Raw genomic sequence first — 24,212 nt, 5'->3', positions numbered from 1 at the left:
CGCATCGTCGGCCGCCGGCATCGAGCGAAGAGCGGCCCTCCGCGGAGGCCTCCCGCGTCTTGATTCACGCCCGCCTGGGGAGAACCTCCTCGGACGAGGAAACCGTACGACACCCCCGGTCAGATGAGACCTTTCACGTCGCGATGAGTCGAGAAATCGACCGGGGTGGGGGGGCCCACCCCGCGGTCGCGATTCTTGAAGGCTCAGTCGTTGCGCTGGAGGGGCTGCCAGCCGTAGGGGTGGCGCGCTTCCTTGAGGGGGAGGCCGACGACCTCGATCCGGCTCGGGTCGTGGTCGCCCAGGCCGAGTTCGGCGGCGATCGCCAGGTGGTTGTCGCCGGGGAAGGGGCCCGTGCCGGACGCGGCCATCGGGTCGTAGCCCATGACGCTCGTCGCGACCGCGTCGGTGCAGACCGGGTTGCGCCCGGCGATGATCAGCCCGGGCTCCTGAGCCTTGAGGCCGCCGGGGACCCAGGGACCTTCGCCGCCCGAGCAGCTCTCGATCCCGTCGAGGATCACCAGGTCGATCGGCCGGATGCCCACCGAATCGACGGCGTGCCGGGGCACGCGGAAGGTCGGCCGCCGGGGCGAGTCGGGGGCCAGCTCCTGGGGAAGGCCGTCGGCGGGACGCTCGCGGCCGTCGTGGAACATGGCGCGGCTGCGCGTGCTGCGCTCGTTCTGCTCATGCTGGCCGTAGAGCGCGATCGGCGTGACGCCGAAGTTGTTCTTCATCCCCAGCGTGACGCCGGCCGTCGCATGGTTTTTCAGCTTGGCCAGAGAGATGTAGACGTCGCAATCCACGTATGAGTGGTTGACGTGGTACGCCGGGAAGAGCGAGCCCCCCCAGGGGACCTTGACCTCGTGGTACTTGTTCCCCTTGCCGAGGTTCCGGGTGTCCTCGAACTCGACGGGGGTCTTCGTCGCGGTCAAGGCGTTCAGATCCCAGCCGGCCGCGTGGAGATACGGCTCGAATTCCTGGTTCTGGTGCGTGCTCTCCAGGAACCGGATCCGGCGGGCCCCGGCGCGATCCAGGAGCGCGGCGGTGGCCAGGACCATCGACGGGTGGACCTGATACGTCCGGTTGGCGGGCTTGCCGAGCGTGTCCTGACGGACGTCGCCGACCAGGTTGACCTTCACGGCGACCGTCTTGCCCTCCACGAGCGGGCGGAGGCCGCCGATCTTGTCCATGAGCGACTCCAGCTCGCGGAGCACGGCCGCTGGGTCGTAACTCTTGCAACGACCGATCCCGACCGGGGCCGTGGGCCGGGCCGGCGCGGCTCGCAGCGTCCCGTCGAGCATCGGGATCAGCAGCGAGGCCCCGGCGAGGTTCAGGAATTCCCGGCGGCTGCGTTCCGATCCCATGGCGATCCTCCGGCGTCCGAGAAGGGGGGCGAGGAGAGAGGAGCCGCGGCGGCCACGCCGCTCGGGTCCCTGGATGGTACTTCGTCGCTCCTGGGGCGGCAACTCCCGTGCCGGCCGCGTCAGGCTCGGTCGTGCAAGTCGATCGCCCATCCGTCCTTGACGAGATCGGGGACGAGCCAACGCGAGGCTCGGCGGTGGGCCCAGCGGATCGTCTCGGGCCGTCGCGCCGCCTCGGTGCAGAGCCGTGATGGGCGGGGGGTGACGCCGACTCGCCCGAGGTCCAGCCGATCGGCGTCCCAGCAGGTCTGGATCGTCGGGTCGGGATGCGTCCGCTCGTGGGTGTGCCCGGCGCACGCTCGATGCAGGAGTTCGAAGGCCGGATCGGGTAATTCGAACGCGCGGCCCCGGAGCGTGCGGGCGAAATCGGCGGCGCGGGGGCCGTGGTCCGGGTCGTATCCGTCGTCGAACCGTCGCGAATCGTGCAGGAGGGCGAACAGCCGCACGACCGCGACGTCGGCGCCGGTTTCTTCGGCCAGCCGGAGGCCGTTCTCCAGGACCCGAGCCCAGTGGGCGACGCCGTGGATGCCGTCCCGGCGGAGGGCGTATCCTTCCAGGACCGCCCGAATGATGGAAGGCTCGTCGATCCGCATCGTGCGAGGGCTCCGCGGGCGGGCCGCGACGGCGGACCCTGGCCCGGCTTTCTGGACTATGGTATGCCTGGATCCGGGGCGGATTCATTCTATCCAATCCTGCCGATTCGAGGGGGCCGACGACATGGAATCGAAAGCGACCGAGCCCATCAGCCTCGCCAAGGCCCTCTCGGTGAAGAATCGCCTGGCCGGCCGGCTCGCCCAGGCGCGGGTGAACATCGAGGCCTACAACAGCGTGCTGTCGGGGCAGCGTGAGGAGGAGGGCCGGAGGACCGTGGACGCCCGGGCCGAGCTGGATCGGTTCCTGCGCCTTCAAGAAGCCCTGGTGGCCGTCAAGGCGGCCGTCCAGCGGGCGAACGTCGCCATCTACGAGGACGTGCTTCGCCTGGCCGAGAAGAAGTCGCTCATCCAGATGCTCAACGGCCTGAACACCAAGCACGGCGCCGAGCCGGGATACAACGGCGTCGAGTACCGCTTCGTCGCAACGATCGCCAAGCCCGAGGTCCTCGACATGGTGAGGCGACTCGAAGCCGAGATCGACAAGCTGCAGGATCGGCTGAACCAGTACAACGCCACGACCCAGGTCGACCTTCCGAGGAGCGTCCTCGACCTGGCCGGCTAGCAAGCCACACGATCGGTCGGCCGCGACCAGGGGGGGCGGCGGGGAAGCCCGCCGTCGTTCGGCCTTCGGGCCGAAACCTTCATCACGATGCCGATGCCGCTTCAAACCTCATCGCTCATCGGGTCAAGGCTCAACTCGCAAGGCTCAACCTTCAAAATACCCTTGCGTCGGGGTCGGCCGGTCGTGTCTCGGAAATCGGGCCCTGGATCGTCCATCGAGGGCAGACCGATGAAAGATCTGTGGCGCATCGGCCTCGTCGTCCTGGGGCTCGTCGGGCCGTCTCGTTCCTCGGTCACGCCCGGAAGTATGGCTGCAACGGCGTGGTCGTCAGCGCCGACAAGCTGAGCTTCCAGGATCGGATTCCGGAGCACGATTTCCGGTACGTCGCCCGGCGGGCGGAGGGTCGCGGCTCGGGCCTCGGTCAGATCTCCTGGGCGTGCGGCCGGATGGAGACGGACACGACGTCGCAGCGGCTCGGCTGGTCGAGGCAGTAGATTACGCAGGCGGCGATGTCTTCCGCCTTGAGCATCTCGCCGCTCTCGGCCTTGGCCTCGTGCGTGTCCTTGCCGGGCTGCATGTCGGTCCCCACCGCGCCGGGCTCGATCAGCGAGACCTTGATCCCGTGCTTGTTGACCTCCTTCCGGAGCGACTCGCTGAACCCCTGGATGCCCGCCTTGGTCGCGACATAGACCGAGCTGCCGACTTCGCGGACGTCGGCGCTCATGGAGCCGACGTTGACGATGTGGCCGCCGCCGGCGGCCTTCATGCGGCGGACGGCCTCGCGGGTGCAGGCCATGTAGCCGATCAGGTTGGTGCGGACGACGTACTCCCAGTCGTCGTCGCCGTCCTCGGCGATGGAGCCGGCCCCGAGGGCCGCGTTGTTCACCAGGACGTCGACGCGACCGAACAGGCGGTCGGCCTCGGCGAAGAGCCGGACCACGTCCTCGCGGCGGCTCATGTCGGCGATCAGGCCGTGGACGTCGTCGCCGGCCTTCCGCAGGGCGGCCATCGCGTCGTCCAGCTCGGCCCGACCCCGGCCGCAGGCGAGGACCTTCGCCCCCCGTCCGGCGAGGGCGATCGCCGTCGCCCGGCCGATCCCCGTGGTCCCTCCGGTGACGACGACCGCCTTGCCGGCGAGGCTCCGGGCCGGACCGTCGGGCCGTGCGTTTCTCGGCATGTCGCGGCTCCTTATTCGGGTGCTGGGGCGTCAGTTGTGAGCTTCCTCGCGGGTGCGGGCCTGGGCGCCTTCCTTCGCTTCCGTCTCGGCCTTGGGCCGGACCTTGGAGGCGGACCGGGGCTTGCGGATCCGGCCCTCGCACTTCCAGGTCAGGCTCGCCACCGCGTCACCCGGCAGATTGAAGGCGATCCCCCCGAACTCGACGAGCCGGGCCTCGATCGGTTTCTTCCGGCCCTCGACCGTGAGCCGGACCTCGGGGAGCGGCGTGGTCTGGTCGGCGACGACCCGGACCTCGCAGCGGCACCGGCGGTCGCCGAGGATGCGGAGCCGGGCCTTCCCCGAGGCGCGTCCCCCCTCCATCTCCTCCAGCACGGCGGGATAGTCGCACCGAAGGATCAGGCCGGGCCCCGCCATCTCGAAGCAGTGGCGGGTCGCGAAGACCATCGGCGCGGCCGCGCCGTAGACTTCCTGACCGACCGTCCCGGCCTGCGACCAGCCGTCGGCCAGGTCCTCGACGGGGATGGAGAGCTGCCGGTTCAGGTGGCCGGAGGTGGGCTTCGCCGCCAGGGCCCCGGACGGCAGCTCGGCGGGGTAGTGGTACCAGGCGCGGTCGAGGACGTACTTGCAGTATTCCGGGAGCAGGACCCGCACGGCCGGGAGGACGTCGTCGCCGGCCTCGCGAAGGTACTCATGGAACGCCGCGAGCACCTCCAGCTCCTCGTAGATCGCCAGATAGGGGGCGTCCTGGAGCGGGGGGAGGCCGAGATACGTGCTGTAGTCCTTGGCGTGTCCGTAGCTGCACTCCCAGAGCCAGAAATTCCGGACGATGTTCGCCAGGCAGACCAGGCTCAACTCGGCGAACAGGGGGTCGCCCGTCTCGCGCGAGAGCCGGAGCAACGCGGCGGCCCCGAACGCCGTGTTGTTGAACTGATAGCCCAGGTTGAACCCCAGCCCGCGGAGCGGCCGGGCCGCGGCCTCCGCCTCGTTGAGGAACCGGCGCTCGCCGGTCATGTCCCATGCCTGGAGCATGAGGTGGGCGAATTGCGCCCCGACGTCGTTCTCGCCCCCCCGGCCCGGGGCCGACTCGGCCTTGATCACCTCCAGGGTGCGGAGGTCGTAGAAGACGGGCCAGCGATACTCGAATCGCCTCGCGGCCTTGATCACGTAGTCGATCGAGCCCAGGAACAGCCGCCTCGCTTCCGCGTCTCCCATCAGGGCGAGCCGCGAGAGGTTCATGAGGGAGTGGTGCAGGTACCAGGAGTCCATGATGTCCGGGCCCATGTGCTCCTCGCGGCCCTTGAGCAGGTCCTCGTCGCCGGGGAGCCATCGCCGGATCGTCCCCAGGTCCTCGTCGAAGAAGGTCGGGAGATTCGCCCTCAGGGCGGCGATCAGGGGCAGGTCGTCCAGGCCTCGCGATCGGGCGTACTCGACCAGCGGGACGAGGACGGCGAGCTGCACCATGCTCTCCGGCGGCCGATCGTCGGCCCCGACGTAGGCGAGCAGGTAGCGATGGCCCCGCTTCTCGACGTAACACTCCGGAGAGTGGGTCAGCGTGCGGAGCGTCTCCTCCACGCGTCGCGGCCAGTCGCGGTAGATCGGCTCGGGGCGATCCAGGGCCAGGTAGACCTCGGCGTACAGCTCCAGGAACCGCCGGGCGACGGCGAGGTCGTCGTCGGGCGCGTCCTGCTCGGCGAGGACGTGGGCGTCGGACAGGACCACCTCGACCCCCGGCGCGAGGGCCTTGCCGGCGGCGGGGGGGGGCGAGAAGCCCAGCTCGGGCCATTCGCCCGACACGCGGTCGCCGGGGGAGGTCTCGGTCGCCTCGCAATAATCGTTGAGCTGCGTGAGATTCTGGACGTAGAAGAACGAGGCGGGCTCGGGGCGGGTGATCGTGGCGTAGATCAGGCCCGCGCGAGTCCCCTTCTGCGCCGCGTGGACGACTCCCTTCGTGCCGAGTGGGTCGCCGTCGGCGTCGAGCGGGACGACGTCGCGCGGCCAGAAGGGGACGATCAGGGGCGTGGTCGGTCGAATCGAAGTCCGCCAGTGCAACCGACGGCGCCGGGCGTGGGGCAACTCGATGCGCACCCTCGACGAGCCGACGACCGAGTCGAGCCGGACCTCGATCGAGGACTCGTCGCGCGATTCCACCTCAATCGCGACGGCCCCGCCCGGCGCGTAGGCCGAGAGGAAGGCGACGCGGGCGCCCGACGCCCATGTCGCCACGATCCAGAGCGACCCGCCGCCGTGATGGACCGCGTACTTTACGCCGTCGGCCTCGGCTTCGAGCAGAGCCTCGCCTTCCAGCCGGCGGATCTCGTCGCGGGCGAGGAGGAGCCAGGGGCTCACTCCCACGACGGGTGCCTCGTCCGGCGCGGCGGTCGTTCCCATCACCATCTCGGGGGCCCTCTGGAAGATGAAAGGTCGGCCGGCCCGGCGGCGAGGATCCACGCCCGCGCCGGGTAGGCGCGGCCGTACCCGTAGATTGAAGGCTGTATGCGGTCGGTCGTCCCGGTTCGGCTTCGGGCGACGTTCGCCGAGGAAGCCCAGTGGCGCATCCGATCGGTCTTGTCACGCAAGAACCACGCCACCGGCTCGACCGACAGGCAGGAGGGGCTCGCGTCCGCCCCGGGGCGCAGTTGACGACTCGCGCCGCTGGAGCCCGGACGGGGCCCGGGACCGGGTCGTGGAAGGCCTCCGGAACCGCCGGGGGCGAGCCTACGGCCAGGGAAAGGGACCTTCGGCGGCGTCATCGACGCCGGAAGCCCCGCACGGCCTCAGGGGGAGGGCGCGACTGCGACGAGGGGTCGGGCCGCGAGGGCCGGAGGCCTGGGCTCAGCGCACCCGGATGGTGCCGAGGACGGCCCGGTCGTTGGTGGCGTCGGAATCCCTGCCCTGGAAGATCGCGACCACGCGATACGACGACGGCGGCGTGCCCGACGGCACCGTGTAGGTCAGGTCGCCCGACCAGTGGCTGAACGGCTCGAACCGGCCCCACGAGAAGGTGCCGATCTCGATCGTCGCGCCGGACGAGGTTTCTTCGAGCACGACCCGAAAGGTCGGTCCCTCGAAGGGGAAGACCGAGCTGAGGTTCTCGACGGTGAAGTCGCGGATCGCCACGTCCGCCCCGCGCGCGACGGTCGTGGGCGAGAGGCTGGCGTAGACCTTGCTCGACCGGCCGTTGCGGATCGGGAAGACGCCCATGTCCCGGATCGGGGTGGGGAGCGGGTTGAACTTCTGGGCCGCCGATCGGATCCAGCCCACCTTGTCGTCGTTGTGGAGGACGTCGCTCACCACGCCGCCCGCGGTCATGACCGCGAGCCCGCGATCCTCGTGGTCGAGCGTCGCCGCGTGGCCCAGCTCGTGCAGCGCGATCTCCTGGAAGCCCAGGTTGTAGGGGACGGCGGTCTGGGGCGCGAACAGGGTGATCCCGGGGTTGAAGAACATGTCGGACTCGAGGAGACGCCCACAAGTGCCGTCCGTCCAGGTGACGGTCCAGCCAGCGGTCCCCGCCCACGAGAGCCCGTAGTGGCGGTTGAGGTCGGCCTCGGTCAGCCATCCGATCACGCTTTGACCGTCCTGGCCCACGGGCGTGGTGCGGCTGCGCGTCCGGTTGATGCTGAACAGCGGGTGGACGCGGTCCCACTTGGCGGACTGGGCGACGACGAGGTCGACCCAGAACTCAGAGTTGAAGTGATAGGCCCTCATCTCGTAGCGGCGATCATGGAAGCCGCAGTAGACGTAGGCCGAGGCCGACGAGACGGCCAGCGATCCGGCCGCGAGCAGGGCCGTCGCGAGGATGCGTCGCCGAGGCGTCATGGGTCGGTTCTCCTCGAATGAAGGCTACCGCCTCGCGGCGTCCTGGACGGCCTTGACGAAGTCGTCCAGCCGCATCGGCTCCTCGCCCGGCCGGCCCCCCTCGTCGGCGCGCCGGACCGAGACGATCGAGCCGGTCGTGGTGGGGTCGTCGGCCGCGACGGCGCCGCGCTCGCGGGCCTTCCCGTCGCCGGGGAGTTCGGCGGCGGCGTCGCCCTCGCGGACGCGGCCCTCTTCGACGGCGACGATCGGATAGCCCTCGTACGAGTAGACGACGCCCCGCTCGACCCGGAAGACCCCGCGACGATTCCCGGTGACGGGGTTGTAGGTGGTTCGCGCCAGGTCGGTGAAGACGAAATAGCTCCGCTCGGGGGCGAAAGCCGGCATGCCCGAGGCCGTCAAGGTCCGCTCGCCGATCGTGCCCCCCAGGGTGGTCAGGGTCACGTCCTTCGTCGCCGGGTCGCCGACCACGACCCGCTCCACCGCGAACTTGTTCCGGGTGACGATCATCCCCCGCCGGTCCATCTCGGGCGTCGCGGCGACGACCTTGCCGACGAAGATGAAAGGCGATCCGGCGGCGAGGCCCTCCAGGTCGTCCGCGGGCGGAGTCATCGGCTTGCCCCCCCCCTCGGCGGCCGCGTCCGGGTCGGCGGACTCGACCCCCTCGCCCCCCGGCGCGGGGGGATCAGCGCCCTGGCCGCCGCACGCCAGGCCGATGACGAGAGTCGCCGGAGACAGGAGCCAGGTCCAGGGTCTCATGGCCGCGCCTTCGTTCGAGCCTCGACCGCCCGGGGGCCGCCCCGGCGGTCGGGAAATTTCAAGCCAAGCGGATATGAAGTGCGCGTTGATGCTATCCGCCTCGACGGCCCTCCGCAAACGGAATCGCCGATTTCCGCCGAGAATCCAAGCGCACGATCGGGAGCCGGGTGTTTCGCGACGCTCTCGAGGGCGGGGCCGATCGGGTCGGGCGGGTTTTTCGATGGACACGACGGGGCGAGCCGCTTCCAATGCGTCTTCCGCGGGACCGCACCCCCATGCGACCCTGCCCCTCGCGTCAGGTCGCGGGGGCCGGGCCGAAGCTCGAAGGAATCGACCGAAATGACCGTCCGCTCGACCAGCATCGCCGACCTCCACGACGCGGAGGCGGTCGTCCGCCGGCACCTCTCCCCGGTCCCCCTGATCCGGTCGTACGCGCTCGAGCGGAGGCTGGGGCTCCCGGAGTCGCGGCGGGTGTGGTTGAAGGATTACGGCTGGACGCCTTGCGGTTCGTTCAAGCTGCTGGGGGCCTTGAACTGGATGGCCGCCCATGCGGAGCAGCTCGGCGATCGTCCCGTCGCCGCGCATTCGTCCGGGAACTTCGCCTCCGGAATCGCGTTCGCGGGGATGCGGTACGGCCGTCGGGTCATCGTGGTGATGCCGGAGACGGCCCCTCGGGTCAAGTTCGAGCTGACCCGGTCGTTCGGGGCCGAGATCCGAACGTACGACATCGCGCGCGACCACCTGACCGGCGAGCGCGACCGCCTGACGCGGGAGATCGCCGAGGTCGAGGGGGCCGTCCAGGCCTCGCCCTACGACGACCCCGACGTGATCGCGGGGAACGGCGTGGGCGCCCTGGAGATCGCCCGCGCCTTGCAGGAGGACGGGCGGGAGCTGTCGCATTTCGTCTGCCCCGTCAGCGGGGGCGGCCTGATGGCGGGGCACGCGCTGGGGATCGCCGACGCCTTCCCGGACGCCCGGATCGTCGGCGTGGAGCCTGCCGGAGCCGACGACTTCCGACGCTCGCTCTCAGTGGGGGAACGGGTGCGGCTGGAGCGCCCCGCCAGCATCTGCGACGGCTTGCTCTCCTACGACGTCGGGGTGCACAACTGGCCGATCCTGCGCCGGCTCGTCCCGGAATCGCTGGCGATCCCCGACGAGGCGGTCCGGCGGGCGATGCGCTGGATCTTCGACCATCACGGGCTGCGCACCGAGCCATCCGGGGCGATCGCCCTGGTCCCCTTGCTGGCCGGGATGATCGACCTGGGCGAGCGAGGCGACGTGGTGGTGGTCGTCAGCGGGCGCAACGCCGACCCGGGATCCTTCGCGGATTGGATCGACGTGCCGCCTTTGTGAATCGATCCGGTCGCCGAGGGGGCTCGCAGCGGACGCCCCCTCGGCGATCGACGGCTCAGGCCTTGAGCAGTTCCAGGGCCTGGGCGACGCCGGGGGCGGGGCGGCCGCATTCGCTCGCGGTGACGCGGGCGAGGGCGACGAGCTGCCGCCACCGGAAGGCCGGCCGGGTGGAGGCGAACTCCTCGCGGACGGTGTTGTAGTACTTCTCGCCGTGGAGCGCGCCGTCTTCGCTCACGGCGTACTTCAGCATCAGGGCGAACGCCGGCGCGGGGTCGTGGCCGAGCGCGCCGTAGCGGTGGACGAAGGCCGAGGCGATCTCCTGCTGGTTGGCCCGGATCGCGGACTCGGTCTCGGCCAGCAGGACCCTCGGGTCTTCGACGGTCACCCCGTCGAGGTACTCGGCGAGGGGGCGAGGGGTCCACTTGAGGAACTCGCCGCCGCGACCCATGCGGTCGCGGGCGACTTCGTAGCCGGCGAGGATCAGGCAGGCCGCGGCGTTGCGCGGGTTGGCGACGCGGGCCATGTTCCGCCAGGCGTTGACGGCGTCGCTGGCGTGGACGCCGATCGAGTCGCCGTGGACGCTCCCCGGCGGCTTGCCGGGCGCGGCGTAGCGTTCGGGGCGGCCGGCGTCGCGGAGCACCAGCTGGTTCGCGGCCAGGGCGACGGCCTCGCCCACGTCGAGCGGGTCGATCCCCTCGGCGAGCGCCGCGGCCACGGCGTCGGCGGCGGCCGGCGGGGACGACTCGAAGATCGTCCGGCACATCGACGCCACCCATTCGTCGCCCGGCCGCGTGGTCCCCGGGGACGTGCGGGGCAGGTGATGCTGGTCGAACAGCCTGGGCAGGAGCGCGCGGGGGCCTTCGGTCTCGGCCGCGTGGTTGCTCTGGCGTTCGTTCTTGACGCAGTAGCGGACCGACTGCCGCAGCATCGTGTGAGCCTGGTCCTTGCCCACGAGGTCGAGCAGCTCCCAGGCGCGGTAGGGGAGGACGACCCGGTGGACCTCCGTCTCGTCCTCGACGGTCGTGAGCAGGCTGTTGAACGCGTCCTCGGGCGTCCCCGCGGCGATCGCGGCGAAGGTGCGCTCGGCCTCGTCCAGGTCTCGCCGGCGCACGGCGTCGCGCAGGCCCTCGCCCGGGTCCTGGCCCGCCGAGAGGACGCCCGGCCGGACGGCTCGCAGCTTTTCCGACGGGGCGCCGCCGTGCTCCTGGATGCGATTCGTGTTGCGGTGCAGGACCTTAAGCACCGGGAGCGCGCGACGGTCCTCGGGCATCTGGCCCGCCATGTGGTACGCCGGGGCGAGGGCCATCAGCGTATGGAAGCCGATGTAGTCCTCGCCGCCGAACGTCCGCGCGTTGGCGAGCGCCGCGGCGGCCGTGAGCCGTTTCAGGTCGACCCCTTCCCGGAGCTTGTCGACCAGCACCGGGACGATCCGCCCGGCCGGCGTGTCCTGCATCAGCCCGACGAGGGGGTCGAGGTCCCCGAAGGTGATCCTCCCGCCCTCGTCGCCGTCGGCCCAGGCCGGCGTGAGGCCCATGTCGAGGGCCGTGCCGAGCCCGACGCTCGCGACCAGCATGCCTCGACCGACGTTCCCGAAGAAGTCTCGGCGCGTGCGACCCGTGCCCATCGTCTGCGTCCTTTCCCGTGGAGAGAGCGGGATATCCGACGACCCCGACGAGCGCCATCCTACGAGGCCTCGTCGGGATAAGCCAATCGGAAATCCCTCGAATCCACCGATCGAAGACGGCGCTAGGTCAGGCCGGGCAGGGTGTCACCATTCGCCGATCGGGCAGCGCTCGTAGGGAAGCCTGGCCTTCACGTTCGTGAAGCAGCCGCAGACGCGGCAGCGGATGCCGGTGTGGTGCGGGCAGGTCCGGCACTTCGCCAGGCGGTCCCGGTACGAGTCCGTCGTCGTCGTCCGCATCCCGGAGCCCAGGAACAGGGCCATCGCCCTGCCCGCCGACTGGGCCATGCGGAGGACGCCCGGCCCATCCTCGCCGTCTGCGGCGTGGGCGGGGTCGATCGCGGCCCCCTCGCGATAGCGATTCGCCTGGGCCTCGTACCAGGACGCTTCGGGCCGGCCGATCGAGCGCAGGAGGGCGATGGAGGCCTCGGCCCTCGCCGCCGCCAGGTCGGGCCGGCCCGACTCGGCCGCGGCGATCGCCCGCCGCCAGTGGATCCGCGCCTCGTGACGAGGATCGCCCGCGGCTCGCGCCGCCTCCCCCGCGCGGTCCAGCGCCGTCGCGGCCCCGTCCGGATCTCCATACTTCGCCCGCAGTTCGGCGATCCGTTCCAACACCGCCGTCTTCGCGGAGCCGTCGTCCAGCCCTTCGGCCAGCGAGAAGGCGGATGCCAGGGACCGTCGCGAGTCCTCGGCGAGGCCACGCGCCGCCTGGATATGGCCCAGGTCGACGAGCACCTCGGCTTCCCGGGCCCGGTCGCCCGCCTCGCGGCCGGCGCGGAGCGCCTGCTCGAGCAGCTCGACGGCGCCGTCGGCGTCGCCGGCCTTCCCCCGCAGCACCCCGAGATCGGCCAGGGCCGCGGCCTCCCCGCGTCGATCGCCGCGGCGGCGAGCCGCGTCGAGCAGCCGGGCGGCCGTCGCCGCCTGGTCCTCGGTCCCCGCGTCGACGTCGGGGTTCGTCCCGGCGTCCGTCGCCGGCCCGAGGCCCGAGGCCAGCACCAGGCGATCGCCGAGGCGACGGAGCAGGACGTCCGCCGACCAGACTTCCCGCAATCGCCGATCGTCGAGCGGCCCGCTGCCGTCCTCCGCCCAGGCCAGCGCCAGGTCGGCCCGACGCCCGCCGCAACGCTCGGCCTTCCCGCCGTCCGGCATCCTCCATGTCGAGTCGGAACGTCTCGCGGCGATCGCCCCGACGAGCCGCGCGAGCAGGCCCTCGGACGCCCGACGGCGGGTGCGGACGGCCGTGGCCGTCGTCCAGCAGACCCCGCGCTCGACCCGGACTTCGCCGCGATGCGCCGTGCCGACGCGATCCCAGTACTGGTAGGCGGCCTCCTGATCCAGTCGCACCCACAAGACGACCCGGCCGTCCTCGCCGACCGATTCCAGCACGACGCCGTCGTCGAGGGTCAGCCCCCTCCAGTCGAAGCCGTTCATCAGGCCGGCCCGCCTTTCACGCCCGGTCGGGCGCCAGCGCGACGCGATCGGAGTGGACGCCGCTGTGTCGAAATGTCCGGCTTTTCCCCGGCCCGGTCAAGCTTTTTCGGCGCGAGGCGAGGCCGCTCCGCCGATCGGTGAACGTGGGCCGCCCTCAACCGGCGTGTTCGACGCGGTCGCGCCCGGCGGCCTTGGCGTCGTAGAGGGCGCGGTCGGCCTGGGCGAGGATCTCGCTGGCGGGGCGCCCCAGGTCGGGAACCATCGTCGCGCAGCCGATGGTCAGGGTCAAGGTCGGGCCCGCGCCCGGCGCGCCGTGGGCGAGCCGCTTGAGGCGGAGCCTTTCGCTCACGATCCCCGCCATGGCGACGGCCCCGACGCGGTCGGTCTCCGGGAGGATGGCGGCGAACTCCTCGCCGCCGTAGCGGGCCGCGAGGTCGCCGGGGCGCGCGACCGCTCCCTGGATCGTCCGTGCGACTTCCCGAAGGCAGTCGTCGCCCGCCAGATGGCCGTGGAAGTCGTTGTACTTCTTGAAGTGATCCACGTCGAGCAGGAGGACCGAGAGAGGTGCGCCCGTTCGCGCGTGCCGGTCCCATTCCCTCGCAAGCGTCTGATCGAAGTGGCGGCGGTTGCTCACGCCGGTCAGGCCGTCGGTGGTCGCCTGGGCCTGGAGCAATCGGTTCGCCTCCTGGAGCCTCAACTCGGCGAGTTTCCGCTTGGTGACGTCGTCGTGCGTGACCACGATGTAGCCCCGCGAGCCGGCGAGGAACCGGGTGATGCGGAGCGTGAACCACTGGTCCTCGGTCGGGGAGTGGCAGGGATATTCGAGCTCGAAGCCGGGCAGGCGGCCCCGGCCGACGTCTCGGATGGCCGCCGCGATCAGGTGGGCCTGCTCGCTGCAGGGGCCGGAGGCTGCCTCGCAGATTCTCAGGTAGTTCACGCCGGGCCCGCAGTGGCTCTCGATCAGCCCATTGCGGGTGGCGAAGGCGTTCCAGGCGGCGTTCACGGCCAGGATCTCGCCGTCCGGCCGGAGGATGGCGATGTGCGAGAGCAGCGAGTCGAGCGTCCTCTGGAAGAAGTTGCTGACGCCGGCCCGCTTCGCTTCGCCGATGCGGTGTGAGCCGGCGGGTCTGGTAGGCATCGTACGTTGATCCTCATCGATCGGAGCAAGCTGCGTCTGCGTGTCGTCTTCTAGAATGGATAGGTCACGATCGGCCCCTCGGTGGCGGCCGCACCGCCACGCAACCTCCGGGATTCCGCGACGATCGATCGTCGATGCGGCTCGGCCGGGGGAGCTTTCTTCGGGCCGATCGCGGTCAGCGGCCGGGCGATTGGCCTTCGAAGTTCAACTCCATGCCGACGCACCGCCCCCCGGAACGGAGCGAGACGACCGCGACCACGCCGTCCCCCCCCGTCGGCGCGAACGGCATCTCGGCTCGCGCGGGGGCCGGCCCGACGCGGATGACGCCGTGGCCGGCAGCCGTCTGGACCTCGATCGACGGACGGTTCGGGTCGTCGTTCTCATCGGCGACGAGGGCGGTCGCGAAGGCCTCGACGTCGCAGATCCCGATCATCGCGCTGTCGGTCCCCGTCTCGCCGAGGACCTCGCCCCCCTCGATCGGCGAGGCGGCCTCCGGGCGGACGCGCAATCGTCCGACGAATCGATTGCGCCCGCGGGAGACCCCGATCCCTTCGACGAGGTAGGACCCCGGGGCGACCTTCGCGACGCAGCCGTCCTCGGCGTTGGGCAGCAGCGGGTCGCCGGCCCAGAGCGAGCCGGTCGTCACCTCGAGCGTGGCGAGCGGCAGCCAATCGGTCCGCTCGCCCCCGCTCGCCTGCCGGTCCTGGTCCGGGCGGGGGGTCGAGAGGAAGTCGACGAGGGTTGCGGGAGGCTTGCTCGGGCCGGCCTTCGGTTTCGGGGCCTTCTTCGGCGTCTTGGGTTCGCCGCCGTTCTCCGTTACGGCGAGCTCCATGACGAACAGGGCCGGCCTGGAGGCCTGGAAGGTCACCGCGGCGAGGCGCGGCCCGGTCGGATCGAGGCTCAATCCCGGCATGGCCCGGGGCGAGACCTTGACCTTGCCCGCAAGGGCGCGCGAGGCGAGGCGCCAGAACGCCACCACGCCGTTGTCCAGGGCGATGCCGAGGAGTGGATCGCCGCCCCCGCCGAAAGTCAGGGCGTCCGCGATGCCGGGCAGGCTCACATCGTCCTCCTCGACGGCCGGTCCGCCCGGGTCGAACGGGCGGCAGGTCCGGAGTCGACCGGTACGAGAGAGGCTCGCGACCCGGCCCCCGTCGGGCAGCCCGACATGACGCCACAGGTCGCCCCCGTCGAGCTTCAGGCGGGCCGTGATGCACGCGGAGCTAGGAGCCCAACCGAGCAGGGAGGTCGCCGAGCCGGTGGCGAGCGACCCGCCGTCGGGCGACCAGGCGATGAAATCCACGTTCTCCCGCGCCGGCGGTCGCAATTCCGTGAATGCCGCGCCGTCCAGGTCGAAAATCTTCGCCGAGCAATCCCAGCAGCCCGCCGCCAGGCGTCGGCCCTCAGGGTCGAAAGCGAGTGCGCCTACGCGGGTGCGATCGGCCGGGACGCCGGGGACCAGCTCGCGGAAGGGCGGCCGCATCGGGGGGTGTTCCGCGATCCGAACGAGCGAGGGCAGGGCGTGGACGTCGATGACATTGGCCTCGCCGAATCCGAGGGCCACGAAGCGTCCGTCCGGGGAGCAGGCGATCGCGTCCAGCAGGCCCTTGCGGGTCTCCACCCGGGCGCGGAGCCGCCCGTCGGCCGCATCGAAGCAATCCAGCCGGCCCGTCCCACCCCAAGCCCCGCCGGTCGCGAGGACGAGGTCGCCCGCCGGGCTGAAGGTCACGTTCGTGGGCCAGTCTTCGGCCGAGCCGAGGGAGATCTTGCGGAGGATCTTCATGGAGGTCCCTCGATCCGCGGCGGGCGTCGACGAGAACGCCTCTCCGACGAAGCGGCGATCCCAGGGCCGACGGTGGTCGCGGACCGCGACGTCGATGATCGGCCGGGTCGCACGATTATGGACCATCGGAGGGCATTCACCAACGGAGACGGCCTTCCATTCCGGCGATGGGCGTCGCGACCTCACGGTTTGGGAGGCGGTCGCCGTCTTGGCGCAGGACGGGATCTCGCTCCACGAGAGGAGCGAGGCCGGGGATCGTCCTGAACCCCGGCCCATGCCCTGACGACGCGGATTCCGTTCACGCGTGCGATTGTTCGAGGCAGACCAGCAGGTTTGCGGCGGCGACGGTGATGAAGCAGAGAGTCCCATAGAAGGCGCGGAAGAGCCAGGCTCCGGGGGCGTCGGCCGGATGGATGAACCCGAGCGCGAAGAAGACCACGGCGAGGGCCAGCGCGACGGCCGCGGGGGCCCGATACACGGAGGTCGAGCGGCCCTGCTCGACATTCGCGAGGAGCACGGCCAGCGGCAGGATCAGGGCGATGACCAAGGCGTAGGCGAGGACGGTCGTCATTGTCCAGTCTCCCGAGCGTTTCGACGTTTCCCCTTCCGCCCCGTAGATGGACTTCGGGTTCCGGGGTGTGACAGGGATTTTTCCCGGCTTCCGCGATTGGCCGGCCATCGGAGCGACGGTAAGCTCGCAAGGCTCGGGACGGTTGGGTTTTCCGGCTTTCGGAGGGTCTGGGGTGGCGATCGCGAAGACCAACGCCGTGCGGCTGCTGGATCGGCTGGAGATCCCGTACGAGTTGCGGGATTATGAGGTGGACCCCGACGATCTGCTCGCCGAGTCGGTCGCGCGGAAGATCGGCCTGCCGCCCGAGCAGGTCTTCAAGACGCTCGTGGCCCGGGGCGACAAACAGGGCGTCTGCCTGGCTGTCGTCCCGGCCGATTGCGAGCTGGACCTGAAGGCCCTGGCGAAGGCGACCGGGGACAAGAAGATCGACACCGTCCCCTTGAAAGAGGTCGAGCCGCTCACCGGCTACATCCGCGGCGGGGTCACCGCGATGGCCTGCAAGAAGCCCTATCCTACGTTCCTGGAGGAGACGGCCGAGCTGTTCGACGTGATCTCGGTCTCGGCCGGCGTGCGGGGCGTGCAGGTGCTGCTGGCCCCCGGCGACTACGTCCGGGCCGTCGGCGCCAGATTGGCGGCGATCGCCAAGTCCAGGGCGGGGTGACCTCGAACGGATCCGCTCTCGGGGGAGAGGGCGTCGACCCGGGTCGTCAGAACCGGGTCGCGCGGTAGGGCTTGAGGTCCAGGTGGGGCGGCCGATCGTCGAGGATCTCGGCGACGAGCCTTCCGGTGCCGGTGGCCATCGAGAGCCCCAGCATGTTGTGGCCGGCGGCGACGACGACGTTGCCGATCGCCGGGGCGCGATCGATGATCGGCAGGCCGTCGTAGGTCATCGGCCGCCACCCGAACCAGGTCGACTCGATCGGCGCGGCCTCGGGCTCACGGAGGAACGGCGCGGCGCCGTCGCGGAGGAGCTGGAGCCGCGCGGGGGCGATGGATTCGTCGTAGCCGGCGAACTCCATGGTCGATCCCAGGCGGTAGCCGGCGGCGAACGGCGTGACGGCGACGTGCGACTCCGGGAAAATCATCGGCGTCTCGGGGCAGATCGAAGGCCGGGGCATGGTCAGGCTGTACCCCTTGCCGGGCTGGATCGGGATCTTGCAGCCGAGGCCGTCGTTCAGCTTCGGCGTCCAGGCTCCGGCGGCCATCACGAAGGCGTCGGCCGGGATCTCGCCCCGGCTCGTCCGTACGGCCGAAGCCCTCCCCTGGCTCCTCGTGAAGCCCTCGAACGCGCAGCCCTCCAGGAACGTCCCGCCCGATCCCTCGACGGTCGAGCGCCAGGCCGCCATCAGCTTGTCGGGCCGGAGGTGGGCGTCCTCGGGGTAGTGCCAGCCGCCGGCGAGGCCCGGCTTGAGCGCCGGTTCGAGGTCGCGAACCGCGTCGCCGTCGAAGCGTCGGGCGGGGCGGCCGAACCGCTCGCCCAGGAGGGCGTCGGTCTTCGCGTAGGCTTCGAATTTCTTCCGGTCCCGGTAGACGAAGAAGAGCCCGCGCTCGCGCCAGTCGCAATCCAGCCCCTCGTCGGCCATGAGTTGCTGGTAGAGCGAGCGGGACGAATCCAGGAGGACCTGGATCCCCGCGGCGGCTTGCAGCATGTCGCGTTCGTTGCAACGTCGGGCGAAGCGGAACAGCCACGACCAGAGGGCCGGGTCGAGACGGGGCTTGATCTTGAAGGCGGCGTCCTTGCGGAAGAGCGAGGCGAGGCCTTCGGCCACGACGCCGGGCTCGGTCAGCGGCAGGACGTGGCTGGGGCAGACGTAGCCGCAGTTCCCCGCCGAGCTGCCGCCGCCGATCGTCCCGCGGTCGATGACCGTGACGTCCCAGCCGGACTTGTTGAGGTAGTAGGCGCACGAGGTCCCGACGACCCCGCCGCCGACGACGACGACGCGATGGCTCATGATCGGATGCCCGAACCGAAGGGGTCGCGGCGGTCGACCAGGAGGGTCGACTCGGCCGTGATGTAGGCCGTCCCGCGGATCCGGGGGCGGACGCCCCCCTCCACGATCCGCGCGGAACCCTCGAAGACGCTGCCGACTACGCTCTCCTGCCGCCAGGCCCGCCCTTCGGCGAGCTTGCCGTCGGCGACCAGGCAGGCGAGCTTGGCGCTCGTCCCGGTGCCGCAAGGCGACCGGTCGTACGCCTTGCCGGGGCAGAGGACGAAGTTGCGGCCGTCGGCCGCCGCGCTCGACGGGGGGCCGAACAGCTCGACGTGGTCGATCTCGCCGCCGTCGTCGCCCCGGACGTCGTGGGCCGCGAGCGCCTGGCGGATCCGCCAGGAGACGTCGGTCAGCCGCTCGACGTTCCCCGCGTCGATCCGCTCGCCGTGGTCGTCGACCAGGAAGAACCAGTTCCCCCCCCAGGCCACGTCGCCGACATAGGGGCGGAGTCCCGGGACGTCGACCGCCACCCCTTTCGCGGCGCGGCGGCTGACGACGTTCTCGACGGCGACGGAGCCGTCGGCCTCCAGCTCCATCGTCACGTCGCCCACGGGGGTCTCGACCCGATGGACGCCGGGGCCGATCCGGCCCAGATGGGCGAGGGTCGCCCCCAGGCCGATCGTCCCATGGCCGCACATGCCGAGATAGCCGATGTTGTTGAAGAAGATGACGCCGGCCGCCGCCTCGGGGCTCGTCGGCTCGCAGAGCAGGGCGCCCACGACCACGTCCGACCCGCGCGGCTCGTTGACCACGCAGGAGCGGAAGTCGTCGTGACGTTCGCGGAAGACGGCGAGACGTTCGGCCATCGTCCCCCGGCCGAGGTCGGGGCCGCCGGCGACGACGACGCGGGTCGGCTCGCCGCCGGTGTGGGAGTCGATGACCTGGATCCGGCGAAATTCGGTCTGCGGCATGGCCCGGCGTCCCTCGCTTGCGTCAGTCCGCGACCTGGACCCGGGGGCGTTCGGCGATCCCCTTGCGGATGATCGCGAGGATCCGCTCGCGTTCCTCGCCGGCGATCGGCAAGCGGGGGCCGCGGACGGTCTCGGAACCGTATCCGCACTCCTGCACCGCCAGCTTGATGTACTGGACGAGCTTGGGATACGTATCCAGGTGCAGGAGCGGCATGTACCAGCGGTAGACCTCGGTCGCCTCGGCCCAGCGGCCGGCCTCGGCCAGGTCCCACAGGAGCCGGTTCTCGGCCGGGAAGGCGTTCACCAGGCCCGAGACCCAGCCCGTCGCCCCCAACATCAGGCTCTCCAGCACCAGGTCGTCGACGCCGGCGAGCAGCGTGTAGCGGTCGCCGCAGGCGTTGATCAGGTCGGTGATCCGCCGCACGTCCTCGGACGATTCCTTGATCGCGACCAGGGTCGGCACGTCGGCCAGCTCCTGGAACATCGCCGGGGTGATGTCCACGCCGTAGGTGACCGGGTTGTTGTAGACCATGATCGGCAGGTCGGAGGCCGAGGCTACGCCGCGGAAGTGGGCGATCGTCTCCTCCGGGGCGGTCTTGTAGACCATCGGCGGCAGGACCATCAGCCCGTCCACGCCGATGACCTTGGCGTCGGCCGCATACCGGCTCGCGAGCTTCGTCGTGTACTCGGCCACACCGGTCAGCACCGGGATCCTGCCGGCGACGTGGTCCACGGTGGCCCGCAGTACCTCGAGCTTCTCGGGATACTCCAGCGAGCAGTTCTCGCCGACGGTGCCGAGCATGATCAGCCCGTGGAGGCCGGCGTCGATCATTTTGTCGACGTGCGCCAGCGTCGCCTTGATGTTCAGCGACTGATCGGAATGGAACTGGGTCGTCGCCGCGGCGAACACGCCGCGCCATGCGCTCGTCATCCTCTCGCCCCTTCGCTCGTCGGATCCGGATGCTGTTCCTGGCGTCGCTCTCCCGCGTCATACTATCCGAGAATCGGTATTTGTTCGATCGCCAACCGGTCGAGAATCGCAAGTCGCTGGAGCCCGGATCGATCCATGCATCAAGATTCAGCCCCCCGCTGTCAGCTTCTCGCCGTCGCCCTCCTCGTCGCGGTTTCGGCCTTTTCTGGCGTCGTCCGAGCGGGCGACGAGGGCTCGAAGGCCGCCTACGACCGCGCCGACGCCCTGTACGAGAAGGTTCGCGACAAGGTCTTCAAGGCGTGCGTACGCCCCACCTGGCTCCCCCAGGGCCGTCGATTCTGGTATCGCAACGACCTGCCCGACGACGCCCGCCAGTATCTGTACGTCGACGCCGAGAAGGGCGAACGCCGGCCGGCCTTCGACCACGCCAAGCTGGCCGAGGCCCTCTCGCAGAAGGCCGGCAGGCCGCTGGACGCCGCGCAGCTGGCCCTCGACGACTTCACTATCGCCGAGGACGGCGCGGTCCACTTCGGCTTCGAAGGCAAGTCGCACCAATTCGACGCGGCCGGCGAGCTGACCGAGGCCCCGAAGCCGGCCGCCTCCGCCTCGGCGGCGACGCCCCCGGGACGCGAGCGGCGTCGGCCCCCCGACGAAAGCACTCGGTCGTCGCCACGCGGAGAGGACTCGCCGGACGGCAAGTTCTCGGTCGTGGTCCGCGACGACAACCTGATCCTCCGAGCCAAGGCCGGCGGCGAGGAGACGCGCCTCACCTTCGAGGGGTCCGACGTCGACTCCTACGAGCGCGGCGTCTACTGGTCGCCCGACTCGAAACGGTTCGTGGCGATCCGCACCGCGAAGGGGTCGGACCACAAGGTCCACATGGTCGCCTCGGCGCCGAACGATCAGCTCCAGCCGAAGCTGGTCACGCACGACTACCTCAAGCCCGGCGATCAGGTCCCGATCTCCAGGCCCCGCCTGTTCGACGTCGAGGCCCGCAAGGAGATCCCGATCGCGCCCGACCTGGCCCCGAACCCCTGGAGCCTCGACGGCTTCCGCTGGGAGCCCGACTCCGCCCGGTTCTCGTTCCTGTACAACCAGCGTGGGCATCAGGTGATGCGGCTGATCGCCGTCGAGGCCGCGACCGGCAAGGCCGCCGCCGTCGTCGACGAACAGCCCGAGACGTTCTTCTGCTACTCCTCCAAGCTGTTCGACCGCCGATTGGAGAAGTCGTCCGAGCTGATCTGGATGTCCGAGCGCGACGGCTGGAATCACCTCTACCTGATCGACCTGAAGGACGGACGGGTCAAGAATCCGATCACCTCCGGCCGATGGGTCGTCCGGGGCGTGGACCGCGTCGACGAGGAGAAGCGTCAGGTCTGGTTCCGCGCCGGCGGCATCCACCCCGATCAGGACCCTTACCACATCCACTTCGCCCGCGTGAACTTCGACGGCACGGGCCTCATCCACCTGACCACCGGCGACGGCAATCATGAGGTTGAGTACTCGCCGGATCGGGAGTTCTACCTCGACACCTATTCCCGCGTGGACCTGCCGCCGATCGTCGAGCTGCGAAGGTCGTGCGACGGCGGCCTCGTCTTGGAGCTGGAGCGGGCCGACGTCTCCCGGCTGGAGGCGACCGGCTGGAAGGCTCCGGAACGGTTCGTCGCCAAGGGCCGCGACGGCGAGACCGACATTCACGGCGTGATCTTCCGCCCCGGCGACTACAGGCCGGACGGCAAGTACCCGGTGATCGAGCAGATCTACGCCGGCCCGCACGGCTCGTTCGTCCCCAAGCGGTTCGCCCCGATCCACGCCCACCGGGTGCTCGCGGAGCTGGGATTCATCGTGGTCCAGATCGACGGCATGGGGACCAACGACCGCTCCAAGGCGTTCCAGGACGTCTCGTGGAAGAACCTGATCGACTCCGGCTTCCCCGACCGCATCCTCTGGATGAAGGCCGCCGCCGAGAAGGACCCCGCGATGGACCTGACTCGCGTGGGGATCTACGGCGGCTCGGCCGGCGGCCAGAGCGCCCTGGCGGCGCTCCTGACCCACGGCGACTTCTACAAGGTGGGCGTCGCCGACTGCGGCTGCCATGACAATCGCATGGACAAGATCTGGTGGAACGAGCAGTGGATGGGATGGCCCGTCGGCCCCCACTACGCCGAGCAGTCGAACGTCACCCTGGCACCCAAGCTGACCGGGAAGCTGCTGCTGACCGTCGGCGAGCTGGACCGGAACGTCGACCCGGCGTCGACGATGCAGGTCGTCGACGCGCTCATCAAGGCCGACAAGGACTTTGACCTCGTCGTCTTCCCCGGCGCGGACCACGGTGCGGGGGGGAGCCCATACGGCGAACGTCGGCGCCGCGACTTCTTCGTCCGCCACCTCCTGGGCGTCGAGCCTCGGAGATGACGGAGCGGCCCGGGGCGTCCCCTCATCGCGAGCCGAGGAGGACGCCCCAGACCATCTCCATCACGACGACGTAGGCGTTGCTCCACCCTTCCTCGCGGAAGAACTGGGTCGGCCGGGTGGGCTCGCCGATGAACGGCCGCAGGATCCAGCCCATCTGGATCCCCACGAAGACGTACAATACGAGCCAAGCCCGTAGCATCGGGCCGTGCAGCGGGTTGCCGGCGATCAGCTCGCGGTAGTTCCGCCTGAGCAACGCCTGGGCGCCGAAGCTGGCCGTCGCGAACATCAGGCCGTTGAGCAGCACCGCCGGCCTGTAATCGATCCCCGAGGCGTACGCGAAGGCCGTCAAGGGCGCGAGCGCGGCCAGGATCACCGTGAGCCCCGCCTGCGTCGAGGCGAGCGCGGCGACCACGCGAGGGAAGTCGTCCCGGAGGCCGAACAGCGTGTTGAACACGAAGAACGTCGGCAGGCAGATCGCGAACGACGCGCCGAGCAGCAACGGGACCTTGATCGCGGAATAGGCCATCTGAAGCGGTCGGGCCGCCGGCGGATCGCCGTACGAGCCCATTGCGGCCCCGTAGGCCAGGCCGAAGACGACCAGGATCGCCAGCCGCCATCGCCACGAGACGGGCCGCGCCGGCGGCCCCTCCGCGCCGCGGCCCGTCCCTTCGCGAAGCACGTCGTCGGCCCGGGAGAGCAGGGTGAGGCTCATCGTGCTTCCCCCCTGGTCGCTCAGGAGAAGAGGGAGTGCAAGGCCTGGAAGACGGCCTCGAAGAAGTTCGACCGGCGGTCCCGGAACCACGAGAACGGCACGTCCGGATTGCCGATGAACGGCCTCAGCACCCATCCCATCTGGGCCCCCACCAGCCCGAACAGCACCAGCCAGAGCCGGAAGATCGTCTTGACGTGCCGACCCAGGAACTCGTCCGACGGCGGCCGGATCGCCGCCGGCTTCTCCTCCGAGGGCTCGGCCCGGATCTCCTCCAAAAGCTGCGCCGAGCTGAGCCGCTGGAGCGTCTGGAGCAGGAACATCTGCCCGAGGAATCCCGCCACGGCGAACACCGCGACGTTGAAGAGCACCATGAACGGATAGCTCGTCGTGCAGGCCGAGAAGAAGGCTACGATCGGCCCCAGCGAGGCCAGCACCGCCACGTTCACCCCCAACGTCGCCGTCAGCAGTCGGACGACCGACCCGAACGTGAGCCGCGAGCCCACCAGGGCGTTGAAGACGTAGAGGGAAGGGAGTGTCACGAGCAGCGTGAGGTAGAACAGGAGCGGCACCTTCACCATGCTCGCGAGCACCTGCGCCGGCGCGGGGCCGTTCTTCGAGAACATCGCGAACGTCCCCATGCAGAAGCCGTAGGCCACGCACAGGAGCACGATCACCCGCGACAGCCGCCCCGGGTCGATCGGCAGGCCGCCTTCCCGAAGCGCGTTCGGACGCGTCCGATCGCCGCGGAGGATCAGGTCCAGCTCGCGGAAGCCCCTCCCCCAAGCCGACCGCTTCTCCCCCCCGGACTCGACGATGGCCATCCCGCGATCCTCCCGAGATTCAGGTCGGCGAACGGTGTCTTTGCGACGTAAAGCTGAATGACTTTGCCAGGCAAAGACGCCGTTGTCAATCGGGC

20 protein-coding genes are annotated in these 24,212 nt (G+C 70.4%); 4 read left to right on the top strand and 16 right to left on the bottom strand.

All coding sequences use genetic code 11. The features are described from left to right. Positions 1 to 203: 203 nt before the first annotated feature. Together G6O68_RS02620 and G6O68_RS02615 are read right to left on the bottom strand one after the other, a co-directional pair. Positions 204 to 1,361: a DUF362 domain-containing protein gene (locus G6O68_RS02620; protein WP_165244443.1), complete on the bottom strand. Its 1,158-nt coding sequence runs from the start codon at positions 1,359 to 1,361 to the stop codon at positions 204 to 206. A gap of 119 nt (positions 1,362 to 1,480) precedes the next feature. Further along, positions 1,481 to 2,011 (bottom strand): hypothetical protein, encoded by a 531-nt coding sequence (locus G6O68_RS02615; protein ID WP_165244441.1) that lies wholly within the window; start codon positions 2,009 to 2,011, stop codon positions 1,481 to 1,483. Positions 2,012 to 2,135: 124 nt separating this feature from the next. Between G6O68_RS02615 and G6O68_RS02610 the strand changes: the two genes are divergently transcribed. Further along, complete coding sequence (locus tag G6O68_RS02610) at positions 2,136 to 2,633, top strand: hypothetical protein (RefSeq protein WP_165244439.1); 498 nt, start codon at positions 2,136 to 2,138, stop codon at positions 2,631 to 2,633. A gap of 421 nt (positions 2,634 to 3,054) precedes the next feature. Here G6O68_RS02610 and G6O68_RS02605 read toward each other — a convergent pair whose 3' ends face one another. The 4 genes from G6O68_RS02605 to G6O68_RS02590 all read right to left on the bottom strand — a co-directional run bounded on the left by G6O68_RS02605 (position 3,055) and on the right by G6O68_RS02590 (position 8,382). Next, positions 3,055 to 3,810 carry an SDR family oxidoreductase gene (locus tag G6O68_RS02605; RefSeq protein WP_165244437.1) on the bottom strand — a complete coding sequence of 252 codons (756 nt, stop codon included), beginning with the start codon at positions 3,808 to 3,810 and terminating at the stop codon, positions 3,055 to 3,057. A gap of 30 nt (positions 3,811 to 3,840) precedes the next feature. Then, positions 3,841 to 6,204 (bottom strand): hypothetical protein, encoded by a 2,364-nt coding sequence (locus G6O68_RS02600; protein ID WP_165244435.1) that lies wholly within the window; start codon positions 6,202 to 6,204, stop codon positions 3,841 to 3,843. Between the two features lie 438 nt (positions 6,205 to 6,642). Then, a complete protein-coding gene (locus G6O68_RS02595; RefSeq protein WP_165244433.1) occupies positions 6,643 to 7,626 on the bottom strand; it encodes a hypothetical protein in 984 nt (327 codons plus the stop codon). Positions 7,627 to 7,650: 24 nt separating this feature from the next. Then, positions 7,651 to 8,382: a hypothetical protein gene (locus tag G6O68_RS02590; protein ID WP_165244431.1), complete on the bottom strand. Its 732-nt coding sequence runs from the start codon at positions 8,380 to 8,382 to the stop codon at positions 7,651 to 7,653. A gap of 339 nt (positions 8,383 to 8,721) precedes the next feature. Here G6O68_RS02590 and G6O68_RS02585 point away from each other — a divergent pair, with 339 nt between their 5' ends. Next, positions 8,722 to 9,735, top strand: a complete 1,014-nt coding sequence (locus G6O68_RS02585; RefSeq protein ID WP_165244429.1) for a threonine ammonia-lyase — start codon at positions 8,722 to 8,724, stop codon at positions 9,733 to 9,735. A gap of 55 nt (positions 9,736 to 9,790) precedes the next feature. Here the strand turns inward: G6O68_RS02585 and G6O68_RS02580 are convergent, their stop codons facing one another. From G6O68_RS02580 to G6O68_RS02560, 5 genes are all read right to left on the bottom strand, one after another. Continuing rightward, complete coding sequence (locus tag G6O68_RS02580) at positions 9,791 to 11,359, bottom strand: hypothetical protein (RefSeq protein WP_165244427.1); 1,569 nt, start codon at positions 11,357 to 11,359, stop codon at positions 9,791 to 9,793. Positions 11,360 to 11,503: 144 nt separating this feature from the next. Further along, positions 11,504 to 12,847: a hypothetical protein gene (locus tag G6O68_RS02575; RefSeq protein WP_165244425.1), complete on the bottom strand. Its 1,344-nt coding sequence runs from the start codon at positions 12,845 to 12,847 to the stop codon at positions 11,504 to 11,506. Between the two features lie 154 nt (positions 12,848 to 13,001). Beyond that, entirely contained in the window at positions 13,002 to 13,985 is a 984-nt protein-coding gene (locus G6O68_RS02570) for a diguanylate cyclase (RefSeq protein ID WP_165244423.1), read from the bottom strand. 175 nt (positions 13,986 to 14,160) lie between these two features. After that, positions 14,161 to 15,891 (bottom strand): WD40 repeat domain-containing protein, encoded by a 1,731-nt coding sequence (locus G6O68_RS02565; RefSeq protein WP_165244421.1) that lies wholly within the window; start codon positions 15,889 to 15,891, stop codon positions 14,161 to 14,163. Positions 15,892 to 16,063: 172 nt separating this feature from the next. Then, the gene (locus G6O68_RS02560; protein WP_165244419.1) at positions 16,064 to 16,336 is read right to left on the bottom strand and encodes a hypothetical protein; all 273 of its coding nucleotides are present in this window, start codon (positions 16,334 to 16,336) and stop codon (positions 16,064 to 16,066) included. Between the two features lie 172 nt (positions 16,337 to 16,508). Between G6O68_RS02560 and ybaK the strand changes: the two genes are divergently transcribed. Continuing rightward, the gene (ybaK, locus tag G6O68_RS02555) at positions 16,509 to 16,997 is read left to right on the top strand and encodes a Cys-tRNA(Pro) deacylase (protein WP_206107995.1); all 489 of its coding nucleotides are present in this window, start codon (positions 16,509 to 16,511) and stop codon (positions 16,995 to 16,997) included. A 46-nt stretch (positions 16,998 to 17,043) separates the two neighbouring features. Here ybaK and G6O68_RS02550 read toward each other — a convergent pair whose 3' ends face one another. The 3 genes from G6O68_RS02550 to G6O68_RS02540 are packed head-to-tail and all read right to left on the bottom strand — an operon-like array spanning position 17,044 to position 20,169. Then, a complete protein-coding gene (locus G6O68_RS02550) occupies positions 17,044 to 18,288 on the bottom strand; it encodes an NAD(P)/FAD-dependent oxidoreductase (protein ID WP_165244415.1) in 1,245 nt (414 codons plus the stop codon). After that, positions 18,285 to 19,238: a 4-hydroxyproline epimerase gene (locus G6O68_RS02545; protein ID WP_165244413.1), complete on the bottom strand. Its 954-nt coding sequence runs from the start codon at positions 19,236 to 19,238 to the stop codon at positions 18,285 to 18,287. The genes G6O68_RS02550 and G6O68_RS02545 overlap by 4 nt, the downstream gene beginning before the upstream one ends. Before the next feature lie 22 nt (positions 19,239 to 19,260). Beyond that, complete coding sequence (locus tag G6O68_RS02540) at positions 19,261 to 20,169, bottom strand: dihydrodipicolinate synthase family protein (RefSeq protein ID WP_165244411.1); 909 nt, start codon at positions 20,167 to 20,169, stop codon at positions 19,261 to 19,263. Positions 20,170 to 20,304: 135 nt separating this feature from the next. Between G6O68_RS02540 and G6O68_RS02535 the strand changes: the two genes are divergently transcribed. Next, positions 20,305 to 22,584 carry a S9 family peptidase gene (locus G6O68_RS02535; RefSeq protein ID WP_165244409.1) on the top strand — a complete coding sequence of 760 codons (2,280 nt, stop codon included), beginning with the start codon at positions 20,305 to 20,307 and terminating at the stop codon, positions 22,582 to 22,584. A 22-nt stretch (positions 22,585 to 22,606) separates the two neighbouring features. On the opposite strand, the gene G6O68_RS02530 is transcribed toward G6O68_RS02535, so the two are convergent. Together G6O68_RS02530 and G6O68_RS02525 are read right to left on the bottom strand one after the other, a co-directional pair. After that, positions 22,607 to 23,296 (bottom strand): hypothetical protein, encoded by a 690-nt coding sequence (locus G6O68_RS02530; RefSeq protein WP_165244407.1) that lies wholly within the window; start codon positions 23,294 to 23,296, stop codon positions 22,607 to 22,609. A 20-nt stretch (positions 23,297 to 23,316) separates the two neighbouring features. Continuing rightward, complete coding sequence (locus G6O68_RS02525) at positions 23,317 to 24,117, bottom strand: hypothetical protein (protein WP_165244405.1); 801 nt, start codon at positions 24,115 to 24,117, stop codon at positions 23,317 to 23,319. Between the last annotated feature and the right edge of the window lie 95 nt (positions 24,118 to 24,212).

This window comes from Paludisphaera soli (assembly GCF_011064595.1).
Classification (GTDB): domain Bacteria; phylum Planctomycetota; class Planctomycetia; order Isosphaerales; family Isosphaeraceae; genus Paludisphaera; species Paludisphaera soli.
The sequence above is the reverse complement of the archived record's forward strand: the minus strand, read 5'-3'. Positions and strand labels throughout refer to the sequence as shown.